Source organism: Streptomyces sp. NPDC028991 (assembly GCF_055564775.1).
Genome location: NZ_JBVHVP010000009.1, coordinates 191,743 through 203,927, shown reverse-complemented (window position 1 = coordinate 203,927; position 12,185 = coordinate 191,743). Strand labels below are relative to the sequence as shown.

At 72.7% G+C, this 12,185-nt stretch carries 9 protein-coding genes; 3 read left to right on the top strand and 6 right to left on the bottom strand.

Annotation, left to right across the window (positions count from 1 at the left end; all coding sequences use genetic code 11):
- The first annotated feature begins 22 nt into the window (after positions 1-22).
- Positions 23-1,519, top strand: coding sequence for an MFS transporter (locus tag ACZ4V1_RS20310; RefSeq protein ID WP_468337791.1), 1,497 nt, complete (start codon positions 23-25; stop codon positions 1,517-1,519).
- Between the two features lie 650 nt (positions 1,520-2,169).
- Here ACZ4V1_RS20310 and ACZ4V1_RS20305 read toward each other — a convergent pair.
- Entirely contained in the window at positions 2,170-2,835 is a 666-nt protein-coding gene (locus tag ACZ4V1_RS20305) for an ATP-binding protein (RefSeq protein WP_468337788.1), read from the bottom strand.
- Between the two features lie 188 nt (positions 2,836-3,023).
- Positions 3,024-3,401 (bottom strand): STAS domain-containing protein, encoded by a 378-nt coding sequence (locus ACZ4V1_RS20300; protein ID WP_468337785.1) that lies wholly within the window; start codon positions 3,399-3,401, stop codon positions 3,024-3,026.
- A 252-nt stretch (positions 3,402-3,653) separates the two neighbouring features.
- Here ACZ4V1_RS20300 and ACZ4V1_RS20295 point away from each other — a divergent pair, with 252 nt between their 5' ends.
- Positions 3,654-4,568 (top strand): RNA polymerase sigma factor SigF, encoded by a 915-nt coding sequence (locus ACZ4V1_RS20295; RefSeq protein WP_468337782.1) that lies wholly within the window; start codon positions 3,654-3,656, stop codon positions 4,566-4,568.
- Positions 4,569-4,821: 253 nt separating this feature from the next.
- On the top strand, positions 4,822-6,393 hold the full coding sequence (locus tag ACZ4V1_RS20290) for an RICIN domain-containing protein (RefSeq protein WP_468337778.1): 1,572 nt from the start codon (positions 4,822-4,824) through the stop codon (positions 6,391-6,393).
- A 190-nt stretch (positions 6,394-6,583) separates the two neighbouring features.
- Here ACZ4V1_RS20290 and hutI read toward each other — a convergent pair whose 3' ends face one another.
- Genes hutI through hutU form a run of 4 tightly spaced genes read right to left on the bottom strand, consistent with a single transcriptional unit; the run spans position 6,584 to position 12,154 of the window.
- On the bottom strand, positions 6,584-7,759 hold the full coding sequence (hutI, locus tag ACZ4V1_RS20285; RefSeq protein ID WP_468337775.1) for an imidazolonepropionase: 1,176 nt from the start codon (positions 7,757-7,759) through the stop codon (positions 6,584-6,586).
- 56 nt (positions 7,760-7,815) lie between these two features.
- A complete protein-coding gene (locus ACZ4V1_RS20280; protein ID WP_468337772.1) occupies positions 7,816-9,189 on the bottom strand; it encodes a formimidoylglutamate deiminase in 1,374 nt (457 codons plus the stop codon).
- Complete coding sequence (locus ACZ4V1_RS20275; protein WP_468337769.1) at positions 9,186-10,403, bottom strand: allantoate amidohydrolase; 1,218 nt, start codon at positions 10,401-10,403, stop codon at positions 9,186-9,188. Before ACZ4V1_RS20275 ends, ACZ4V1_RS20280 begins: the two co-directional genes overlap by 4 nt.
- Positions 10,400-12,154, bottom strand: coding sequence for a urocanate hydratase (gene hutU, locus ACZ4V1_RS20270; protein WP_468337766.1), 1,755 nt, complete (start codon positions 12,152-12,154; stop codon positions 10,400-10,402). The genes ACZ4V1_RS20275 and hutU overlap by 4 nt, the downstream gene beginning before the upstream one ends.
- Positions 12,155-12,185: the final 31 nt, after the last annotated feature.

Below are 12,185 nucleotides of genomic sequence, written 5' to 3'. Positions count from 1 at the left end.
TCCCGACCAGCAAGGATCGACCATGGCGTCCAGCCTGACGAAGGACTCGGTCTCTCCGGGCACCCCCGGGTCCGAGAAGACCTTCTTCGGCCACCCCCGCGGACTGGCCACTCTCTTCATGACCGAGATGTGGGAGCGTTTCTCCTACTACGGCATGAGGGCTCTGCTCCCGCTGTACCTCGTCGCCCCGGGTGGCCTCGGCCTCAGCGCCGGCACCGCGACCGCGATCTACTCGGTGTACCTCTCGCTGGTGTACCTGCTCACGATGCCGGGCGGCTGGTTCGGTGACCGTGTCTGGGGTCCCCGCAAGACCGTCGCCGTCGCCGGCGGCGTGATCATGCTCGGCCACCTCACGCTGGCGCTCCCGTCCTCCGGGACGTTCTACGCGGGCCTCGGCCTCGTCGCCATCGGCTCGGGCCTGCTGAAGGCCAACATCTCGACGATGGTCGGCCAGCTCTACAGCGGCCCCGACGACCCGCGCCGCGACGGTGGCTTCACCGTCTTCTACATGGGCATCAACCTCGGTGCCTTCGCGGCGCCGCTGATCATCGGCACCATCGGTGAGAACGTCAACTGGCACCTGGGCTTCGCGCTCGCCGCGGTCGGCATGGGCCTGGGCGTCATCCAGTTCCTGCTCGGCAGCCGCCACCTGGCGCCGCACTCCAGCGTGACCCCGAAGCCCCTGTCGGCGGAGGAGAAGACCTCCACTCTGCGCAAGGCCGCGTTCTGGGCCGCGCTCGCCGTCGTCTTCTACGCCATCGTCGGCTTCTCCGGCAACTACACGCTGAACTGGATCCTGGTCCCGCTGACCCTGCTCGGCGTGATCGTCCCGGTGCTCGTGCTGACCCGCATCAAGCGGGACAAGGACCTGGACCGCGCCGAGCAGTCGAAGATGTCCGCGTACATCTGGTTCTTCGTCGCCGCGGCCGTCTTCTGGATGATCTACGACCAGGGCGGCTCGACCCTGGCGATCTTCGCCGACTCCTCCACCGACACCAACGTGTTCGGCTGGGACTTCCCGGTGTCCTGGTTCCAGTCGGTCAACCCGGTCATCATCATGGCCCTGGCCCCGGTCTTCGCCACGGTGTGGCTGGCGCTCGCCCGGCGCGGCAAGGAGCCGAGCACGATCGTCAAGTTCTCCTTCGGTCTGGTCCTGGTCGGCGCGTCCTTCTTCCTCTTCCTGGCCCCGCTGGCCATCGCGGACGGCGGTCACAAGGCGGCCGCCCTGTGGCTGGTGGCGATCTACTTCGTCCAGACCTGCGGTGAGCTGATGCTCTCCCCGGTCGGCCTGTCGGTCACCACCAAGATGGCGCCCGTGAAGTACGCCTCGCAGATGATGGGTGTCTGGTTCCTGGCCGTCACCGCCGGTGACGCCACGACCGGCCTGCTCTCCATCGCCGGCGTCGACCTGAACAAGACGGGCATCGTGGCCGCGGAGGCGACGCTCGCCGTGGTCGCCGGTGTCGCGGTGTGGATGTACCGCAAGCGCGTGAAGGAACTCATGGGCGACGTCCGCTGAGGCCTGGCGGCCAGGCGGTTCCTGCCTGCGGAGGGTCATCGCATCCCGGTGGATGCGGTGGCCCTCCGGGCGTTTTTCGGGGGGCCTCGACGGCGACCGCCCCTGGAGGCCTCCGGCCGGCCTTGCCATGGGGACGGCCTTCCGTGGGGGCGCCTGAGGACGGCCTCGCGCCGAGGCGCCTTGGGACGGCCTTCCGCCAGGGGGCGTCGCCGATATGGGAGGCGCGGGATGCGTCGGGGCGAGGTCTGCTGCCCGCAGGCGGGACCGTGGCAGCGCGGCGGGCGGGACCGTGGCGGCGCGGCGCGGCGGGGCGGGGCGAGCGGGACCGGACCGTAGCGGCGTGACGGGGCGAGCGGGACCGTAGCGGCGTAGCGGGGCGGACGGGACCCTGGCGGCGTGGCGGGGCGAGCGGGACCATGGGCGGCGTCACAGGGCGCGTCACGCCCCTCCGCGCGCACAAGGGCGGCTGCGGTCCGCGGGAGCACAGGCGGCGCGCCCTACAGCGGTAGGCGGGTTCACGGCAAAGGGTGCAGGGGGGCGCGGTCCCCGCCGGGGTCCAGGGCGGAGCCCGGGAACGGCGGCGTCCGGGCCGACCGAGACCGGTGGGCGGCTGGAGCGGGTGGGTAAAAGCCGAGTAGAGCGGCGCAGGCCTACGCCGGAGCCCCCAGCTCCGCCCACACCCTCTTGCCCGCGACCCCGGGCGTACGCACCACGCCCCAGTCCAGACACAGCCGCTGCACGATGAACATGCCGTGGCCACCGGGGCGCCCCGCCCGGTGCGGGGTCCGCGGCGCCGGCTGCCCCGTGCCGCGGTCGGAGACCTCCAGCCGGATCACCTTCTTCTCACAGGTGATCCACAGCTCGTCCGGCCCCTCGGCGTGCAGACAGGCGTTGGTGACCAGCTCGGACACCACGAGCAGTACGTCCTCGGCGGCGGCCCGCTGGTCCGCGGTGGCGGAGGGCAGCCAGCCCCAGGCGTACAGCGCCTGGCGGGTGAAGTCGCGAGCGAGCGGGACCACCCCGCTCTGATCGTCGAAGCTCAGCCTGCGTACCTGCCGCCCGCCACCGCCCGCGGGCGCGGCCCCGGACGGAGACGAGGCCGAGGACGAGGACGAGGGCGAGGACGATGAGGAAGCGGACATGGACGGAGACGGGGACGGGGACGGGGACACCGGCGCCCCGATCACGGCGGCCTGCCCCGCGGACATGCCCCCCTCGGACTCCCCGGACCCGGGCGCGCCCCCCTCGGACGCCCCAGAAGCGCCGCTGGGCTCCGGACCACGGTCGCCCGGCGAGTAGGGCCGGGTGGTGCTCATCAGCGCTTCACCTCACCGATTCACCAGTTCACGTTTCAAGTCGTACGTCGTACACGGTCAGCTCAGGGTGTCTCCTGCCCGACCGGACCGTCCGAACACCCCTGTATTCGGCACGAAACACGGGACGGGCGAAAAACTCCCGTCCCGGGCAGCACACGGAGCCCGCCGCCGGCCGGACAAAGGCCAGTTCAGTCGGACTCGGCGGCCAGAGCGGCCGCAAGGGTGTCGTGGAGGGTGAAGACCGCTTCGGCCCCCGTGATTTCGAACACCCGGGCCACCACCGGCTGCATGGCCACCAGATGCACACCGCCCCCCGCGGCCTCAGCCTTCAACCGCGCGCCGAGCAGGACGTTGAGCCCTGTGGAGTCGCAGAACTCCAGACGCGAACAGTCGACGACAAGCCGGTTGAATCCCTTGGCGAGACAGTCCTCCAGCGGCTCGCGCAACAGGTCGGCGGTGTGGTGATCCAACTCACCCGCCGGAGTCACGACGGCACTGGGGCCCTCTTCCCGCACCTCCACCAGAAGCCGGCCCGACTGGGCACTGCCGACCGTCCCGCGGTCCATGCCGATTCTCTCTCCCGAGGTCGTGACTGCTTGCTGACGCCCCCGAACACTACGCCTTCCCACCGCACTCCGACACCCGAACAACCGCACACAAACGGACATACCCACACAGAACACACTTGCGGTGGGCTCGGTAAACCCGGTAGGGCTAGTAAGACACGTAAACCGACACGGCCGGCTTTGGAGGCGCCGCACACCGCAGTGCACGTATTTGGCTTCGGCAGCCGTATGCCGAGAACGATGGAGGACATCATGTCACCCCGGCTCGACGGATCGCGTACCCAAGAAGCGACGTCGACACTCCCTCCGGAACATCTGGATCCCATCGAGCACCATGACGCGGTCGTCGACATCGACGGCGCACTCGCCGGGCTTCCGGACATCCCCGCCTACGACGAGGTTGCTCCGGCGGACGCCCGGGCCCTGTCCAAGACCCTCTTCGAGCGGCTGGAGTCGCTGGAGGAAGGCACCCACGAGCACGCGTACGTACGCAACACGCTCGTCGAGCTCAACCTCGCCCTGGTCAAGTTCGCGGCCTCCCGCTTCCGCTCCCGCAGCGAGCCGATGGAGGACATCATCCAGGTCGGCACGATCGGCCTGATCAAGGCGATCGACCGCTTCGAGATGTCGCGCGGTGTGGAGTTCCCCACGTTCGCGATGCCGACCATCATCGGCGAGATCAAGCGCTTCTTCCGCGACACCTCGTGGTCCGTGCGCGTCCCGCGCCGCCTGCAGGAGCTGCGGCTCGACCTGGCCAAGGCCGGCGACGAGCTGGCCCAGCGCCTCGACCGCGCCCCCACGGTGAGCGAACTGGCCGAGCACCTGAGCCTGTCCAAGGACGAGGTCGTCGAGGGCATGGCGGCCTCCAACGCCTACACCGCCTCCTCGCTGGACGCCCAGCCGGAGGAGGACGACGCCGAGGGCGCGCTGGCCGACCGCATCGGCTACGAGGACCACGGGCTCGAGGGCATCGAGTACGTCGAGTCGCTCAAGCCGCTGATCGCCGAGCTCCCGTCCCGGGACCGCAAGATCCTCTCGCTCCGCTTCGTCGCGGGCATGACCCAGTCGGAGATCGGCGAGGAGCTCGGCATCTCCCAGATGCACGTCTCGCGCCTGCTCTCGCGCACACTCGTACGGCTGCGCAAGGGGCTCACGGTCGAGGAGTAGTCCTCGCCGGGTGACGCTTGCCCTCCAGGGGGGCGGTCCGAAACCGGGCCGCCCCCCTTCGGGTTGTGCGTACCGTCGCCGGTACGGACGTCCAGCACACCCGGAGCCGCCGCCCACCGCCGTGACAGCCGCCGGTTACCCACGGAAACGTCTTTCCTCGCGGGCCTCGTTCCACCACTATGAGGCACCCCACAAACTGGCCGGTACGTCAGGACCGGCGCTGCGGAGTCGCGGGGCACGAGGAGGCGGACGGATGGCTCGGGGCGACGGGACCGACGAGGGTGCCCAGGCCGGGGACGCGCTGTACGCCGGCGCGTCCGACGAGCGGCTGACCGAACTGCTGGGCGCCGACACCTCCACCGCCTATCCGGCGCTCCAGGAACTCCGCGCGCGACACCAGCCGTCGGTACTCTCCTACGCCCGTCTGTGCACGGCCGGCGAGTCCACGGCACGGCAACTGGCCGCGCAGGCCTTCGCACTGGCCGCCCGCCAGGCGGCCCGCGGCACCGGCGCCGGCAGGCCTTGGCGGCACCAGCTCCTGCTCCTGACCGGGGAGATCGCCGCCGGTTGGGCGGCCGACGAACGCTCCGCCGGAATCGACGCCGGCCTGCTCCTCGTGGTGAACACGGCGGGCACGGGCTGCCCGGTCCCGCCCATGCTCGCGGCCTTCCGTTCCCTGCCGCCCCGCGCCCAGGGCATGATCTGGTACGGCGTGGTGGACCGGGAGCCCGCCGACCGAACGGCCGCGCTGCTCGGTGTCGGCCGCCAGGACGTCACGTACGGCACACAGCCGGCGCTCCAGGCGCTCACGCAGGCCTGTCTGCGGTTCCGGCTGGCCGCCTCCGACGATCCGCGCTGCGTGGACTTCCGGCGCCTCATCGAGGAGTCGGTACGGCCCGACACCCCCCGTGACAGCGCCGATCTGCACGCGCACATGGCGCACTGCCCGCACTGCACGGCGGCCTACGAGGAGTTGTGCACCCTGCGGGACTCTCCGCGCACGGCCCTGGCCGAGGGTCTGCTGCCGTGGGCGGGCACGGCGTACGCGGCGCGGGAGGCGGGCGAGCCGGGCGCCGGTGCCGTCTCGCTCGCGATGTCCGGGGCCTGGCCGCCGTCGCGCCGCTTCGCCCTGGCCTCGGCGGCTCTGGGCGTGGCGCTGGCGCCACTGCTCCTCCTGCTGCTGTCGCCGGACGACACACCGTCCCGGCGGGCGGGGAACGCGTCGTCGCGTCCACCGGCCGGGCCGCCACCGGTGACGGTGACGGCGACCGTCCCGGCGACGCCGTCCTCCCCCGCACCCGCACCCTCGCCGTCGCCGTCGCCCTCCGCGTCCTCGAAGCCGCCCTCCCCGAGGCCGGGTCCGACGCCCTCGCGTACCACCCGGCCGTCACCGACACCGTCCACGCCGTCGTACCGGGCGCCGGACGGCACGTACGCCCAGGTGGTGAACGTCGCCTCGGGCCGGTGCCTGGACATCGACGGCCGCCTGGAGAAGGGCACGGACGTCGTCACGGCCCCCTGTACCTCGTCCCACACCCAGTTGTGGCGGGTCGACGACGGACGCCGGGTGGTCCAGTCGTACGCCGACGAGGACTACTGCCTGGACAGCCGCGGCTCCGTGGACGAGGGCGTCGGCATCTGGGAGTGCGCCTCGGTCGACGGACGCAACGGCCAGAACCTCCGCTTCTCGGTGGACGCGCGCGGCGTGATCCGCCCGGGCATCGCCCCGGACCGCGCGGTGACGCCGGGCGGGGGCGACGCGGTGGTCCTCGTCGGGTCGGCGCCGGGGCGGACGGACCAGCGGTGGCGCGCCGGGGCCTCCTGAGCGGTCGGGGCGGACCGAACCGCCAGGGCCGAACCATCAGGGCAGACCGAACGGTCAGGGCGGGCCGAACCGTCAGGGCAGACCGAACGGTTAGGGCGGGCCGAACCGTCAGGGCAGACCGAACGGTCAGAGCGGGCCGAAGGCTCAGGGCAGACCGGGCGCTCAGGGCGGGCGAGTGGTCGGGCGTGGATCAGACCACGCGTACGCCGCGCCGCCAGACCCCGCTGACCAGCGGAACGCCGGGCCGGTAGGCCAGGTGGACGTGACTGGGGGCGTCGAGGAGGGTCAGGTCGGCGTACGCGCCCGGGGTCAGACGGCCGACGTCGTCACGGCGGAGGGCCGCCGCGCCGCCCGCGGTGGCCGACCAGACCGCCTCGTCGGGGGTCATCCCCATGTCCCGTACGGCGAGCGCGACGCAGAAGGGCACGGAGGACGTGAAGGACGAGCCGGGGTTGCAGTCGGTGGACAGCGCGACCGTGGCACCGGCGTCGATGAGGCGCCGGGCGTCCGGCCACTCGGCACGGGTGGAGAACTCGGCGCCGGGGAGCAGGGTGGCGACCGTGCGGCTGTTCGCGAGGGCGTCCACGTCGGCGTCGGTGAGGTGGGTGCAGTGGTCGGCGCTGGCGGCGTCGAGTTCGACCGCCAGCTGGACGCCGGGGCCGTAGGAGAGCTGGTTGGCGTGGATGCGCGGGTGCAGGCCCTTGGCTTGGCCCGCGGTGAGGACGGCGCGGGCCTGGTCGCCGTCGAAGGCGCCCTTCTCGCAGAACACGTCGATCCAGCGGGCGTGCGGGGCGCAGGCGTCGAGCATCTCACCGGTGACCAGGGCGACGTAGGCGGCCGGGTCGTCGGCGAGTTCGGGGGCGACGATGTGGGCGCCGAGGAAGGTGACCTCGTCGGTGTGGCGGGCGGCGATGCGCAGGGCGCGGGACTCGTCGGCGGTGGTCAGGCCGTAGCCGGACTTGGTCTCGAAGGTGGTGGTGCCCTGGCGCAGGGCCTCTTCGAGGTAACGGGTGAGCCCCGCCTCCAGTTCCGCGTCGCTCGCGGCACGGGTGGCGGCGACGGTGGTGCGGATGCCGCCGGCGCTGTAGGGGCGGCCGGACATGCGGGCGTTGAACTCCTCGGTGCGGTCGCCGCCGAAGAGGAGGTGGGAGTGGGAGTCGACGAAGCCGGGGAGGACCGCCCGGCCGCCGGCGTCGACCCGGTTGTCAGTGGCGGGTGCTTTGCTTGATTCACCGGTCCACGCGACGCGGTCGCCGTCGATGACGACGGCCGCGTCCCGGACCAGTCCGAGGGGGGAGTTGTCACCGAGGGAGGGGTCGTTGGTGACGAGTGCGGCGATGTTGGTGATGACGGTGCTGCTGCTCATGGGATCGGTGACGTCCTCGTGGTGGGGGCGGGGGCGGGGGCGGGCGATGGTCGCCGCTATGCGCGCAGGGCTTCGACGGCCCGCGCCAGGGTCTGCGGCACATCGGGCACGAGGGTGTGCGCCCCGTCGCGTACGACGTGCCGTCCGCCCACGATCGTGTGCCGCACGTCCGCTGCCGTCGCGGCGAATACGGCCGTCTCGGCGCCGAGCCTGGGCAGTGGCCCCGCTGTTCTGACGGAGTCGAGTGCGACCGTGGTGAGGTCGGCGCGGGAGCCGGCCTCGATGGTTCCCGTGTCGTCCCAGCCGAGGGCGGCGTGGCCGTCGGCGGTGGCCGCGCGCAGCAGTGCGGCGGCGGTCCAGTGGCCGCGGGTGCGGGTGCGCAGGCGCTCGTTCAGCTCCATGGCGCGCGCCTCTTCGAGCAGGTCGACGACGGCGTGGCTGTCGGAGCCGAGGGAGAGCGGGGAGCCCGCTCGCTGGAGGTCGGCCGCGGGGCCGATGCCGTCGGCGAGGTCGCGTTCCGTGGTGGGGCACATGCAGGTGCCGGTGCGGCTGCCGCCGAGGAGGGTGATGTCCTCGTCGGTGAGGTGGGTGTTGTGGACGCCGGTGGTGCGGGGTCCGAGCACGCCGTGGTCGGCCAGGAGCCGGGTGGGGGTGCGGCCGTGGGCGTCGTGGCAGGCGTCGTTCTCCGCGGTCTGTTCGGACAGGTGCACATGCAGCGGGGCCCGCCGTTCCTCGGCCCAGCCCGCCACGGTCGCCAACTGGCCGGCGGGCACGGCCCGTACGGAGTGGATCGCCGCTCCGATCCGTGCGTGATCCCGTTCCTTGAGAACTGAACAGCGTTCCGCCCAGGCGTCCGCCGTCCCGTCGGAGAAGCGGCGCTGGTGGGTGTTCGGGGGCTCACCGAAGCCGGCGGACAGGTAGCAGGTGTCGAGGAGGGTGATGCGGATGCCGGCGTCGGCGGCGGCCTCGACGAGGGCCTCGCCCATCGCGTTGGGATCGGCGTAGGGGGTGCCGCCGGGGGCGTGGTGGACGTAGTGGAACTCGCCGACCGTGGTGATCCCGGCGAGCGCCATCTCGGCGTACACCGCGCGGGCGAGGCCGTGGTAGGTCTCGGGGTTCAGCCGGTCGGCGACGGAGTACATGACCTCGCGCCAGGTCCAGAAGGTGCCGGAGCCGACCTGGACGGTGCCGCGCAGGGCGCGGTGGAAGGCGTGGCTGTGGGCGTTGGCGAGGCCGGGGAGGGTCAGTCCGCGCAGCACCTCGGCGCCGGGAGGCGGGGTGGGGGTGTCCTGGTGGACGGCGGTGATGCGGCCGTCACGGCCCGCGGCGGAGCCGCTGACGGACACCGTGACGGCCACGCCCGGCTCGACATGGGTGCCGAGCCAGGCGTGCTCCAGCCAGTACGTCCGGGTCCGCTCGGTGGGGGTCACGTGCAGGCCAGCCCTTCCAGTACGTCGGCGAGTGCGCTCACCCCGGCCACGCAGTCGTCCTCGGCGGCGTACTCGGCCGGGGAATGCGAGACGCCGGTGGGGTTGCGCACGAACAGCATGGCGGTCGGGATGCGGTCGGAGAGGATCCCGGCGTCGTGTCCGGCGCCGGTCCCCAGGACGGGGACCCTGAGGTCCGTGTCGCCGCCGAGGATGCGGGCGAGTTCGTCGCGCAGGGCGTGGTCGAACTCGACGACGGGCGTGAAGGACTCGCGTACGACGTCGAGGTCGACGCCCTGGGCTGCGGCGTATTCGCGGGCGGCCTTCTCCACCGCGCCGACCACCGTATCCAGGCCCTGCTGGCCGGGGGCGCGGGAGTCGAGCCAGCCGCGTACGAGGGACGGGATGGCGTTGACGCCGTTGGGCTCGACGGCGATCTTGCCGAAGGTGGCGACGGCGCCGGCGAGTTCCGCCTCGCGGCGGGCGGCGAGCACGGTCTCGGCGTAGGACAGCATGGGGTCGTGCCGGTCGGCGAGCCGGGTGGTGCCGGCGTGGTTGGCCTCGCCCCGGAAGTCGAACCGCCAGCGTCCGTGCGGCCAGATGGCGGACGCGATGCCGATCCGGTCGCCGGAGAGGTCGAGGGCGCGGCCCTGTTCGACGTGCAGTTCGACGAAGGCGCCGATGCGGGCGAGCCGCTCGGGGTCGGGGCCGATGGTGTCCGGGTCGTACCCGGCGGCCTCCATGGCCCGCGGGAGCGTGATGCCGTCGCCGTCGGTGAGGCGGTGGGCCTGCTCGACGGTCAGCGCGCCCGCGGTGAGCCGGGAGCCGACGCAGGCGAGGCCGAAGCGGGCGCCCTCCTCGTCGCCGAAGTTGACGATGCCCAGCGGCCTGGTGAACGGGGCTCCCCTCCCGCGCAGTTCGTCCAGGGCGGCGAAGGCGGAGACGACCCCGAGGGGTCCGTCGAAGGCGCCGCCGTCGGGCACGGAGTCCAGGTGGGACCCGGTGACGACGGCGTCGCCGGCGGCGGGGTCGCCGAGCCAGGCCCACTGGTTGCCGTTGCGGTCGGTCTCGTAGGCCAGCCCGCGCGCCTCGGCCTGCTGCCGGAACCAGGCCCGGCAGTCGGCGTCGGCGCCGGTCCAGGCGTGGCGGCGGTAGCCGCCGGAGGCGGAGCTGCGGCCGACCGGCAGCAGCTCCGCCCACATGCTGTGGAAGCTCACGCGTCGTCACCCTCGCGCGTCTCGGCACCCTCGCGGGCCGCGTCACCCGCGCCGGTCCCGTCGCCCTCGCGGGCCGCGTCACCCGCGCCGGTCCCGTCGCCCTCGCGCATGGGCACTCGCACGCCCCGCTCCCCGGCGACCGAGTCGGCGATGTCGTACCCGGCGTCGACGTGCCGGATGACGCCCATGCCGGGGTCGTTGGTGAGGACCCGGCGGATCTTCTCGCCGGCGAGCGCGGTGCCGTCGGCGACGGTGACCTGCCCGGCGTGGATGGAGCGGCCCATGCCGACGCCGCCGCCGTGGTGCAGGGAGACCCAGGAGGCGCCGGAGGCCACGTTGACCATGGCGTTGAGCAGCGGCCAGTCGGCGATGGCGTCGGAGCCGTCGAGCATGGCCTCGGTCTCCCGGTACGGGGAGGCGACGGAGCCGCAGTCGAGGTGGTCGCGGCCGATGACGATCGGGGCGGCCAGCTCGCCGCTCGCGACCATGTCGTTGAACCGCTCGCCGGCCTTGTCGCGCTCGCCGTAGCCGAGCCAGCAGATGCGGGCGGGCAGGCCCTGGAAGTGGACGCGCTCACCGGCCAGCTTGATCCAGCGGGCCAGGGACTCGTTCTCCGGGAAGAGGTCGAGGATCGCCTTGTCGGTCCTGGCGATGTCGGCCGGGTCGCCGGACAGGGCGGCCCAGCGGAAGGGGCCCTTGCCCTCGCAGAAGAGGGGGCGGATGTAGGCGGGGACGAAGCCGGGGAAGGCGAAGGCCCGGTCGTAACCGGCCAGCTGGGCCTCGCCCCGGATGGAGTTGCCGTAGTCGAAGACCTCGGCGCCGGCGTCCTGGAAGCCGACCATGGCCTCGACGTGCCGGGCCATGGACTCGCGGGCGCGGGTGGTGAACCCGGCCGGGTCCTTGGCGGCGGCGTCGGCCATGTCCGCGAAGGCGATCCCGGTGGGCAGGTAGGCCAGGGGGTCGTGGGCCGACGTCTGGTCGGTGACGATGTCGATGGGGGCGCCCATGGCGAGCAGCTGCGGGACCAGCTCGGCGGCGTTGCCGAGGACGCCGATGGAGAGCGGTTCGCGCCGGTCGCGGGCCTCGGTGGCGAGCTGGAGGGCGTGGTCGAGGGAGTCGGCCCTGACGTCGAGGTAGCGGTGCTCGATACGGCGGTCGATGGCGCGCGGGTCGCAGTCGACGCAGATCGCGACGCCGTCGTTCATGGTGACCGCGAGGGGCTGGGCGCCGCCCATGCCGCCGAGGCCGGCCGTGAGGGTGATGGTCCCGGCGAGGGTGCCGCCGAACTTCTTGGCGGCGACGGCGGCGAAGGTCTCGTAGGTGCCCTGGAGGATGCCCTGGGTGCCGATGTAGATCCAGGAGCCGGCCGTCATCTGCCCGTACATGGTCAGGCCGAGCGCCTCCAGGCGGCGGAACTCCTCCCAGTTGGCCCAGTCGCCGACCAGGTTGGAGTTGGCGATGAGGACGCGCGGGGCCCACTCGTGGGTCTGCATGACGCCGACCGGGCGGCCCGACTGGACGAGCATCGTCTCGTCCTGCTTGAGGGTCCGCAGCGTGCGGACCATGGCGTCGAAGGAGCGCCAGTCGCGGGCCGCCTTGCCGGTGCCGCCGTAGACGACGAGCTTGTCGGGATGCTCGGCGACCTCGGGGTCGAGGTTGTTCTGCAGCATCCGCAGGGCGGCCTCCTGCTGCCAGCCCAGGGCGCTCGGCGTCGTACCGCGTGGCGCTCGGACAGGGCGGGGTCCGGACATGGTGCCTCCTGGTGGCTTGCTCCCGGCGGAT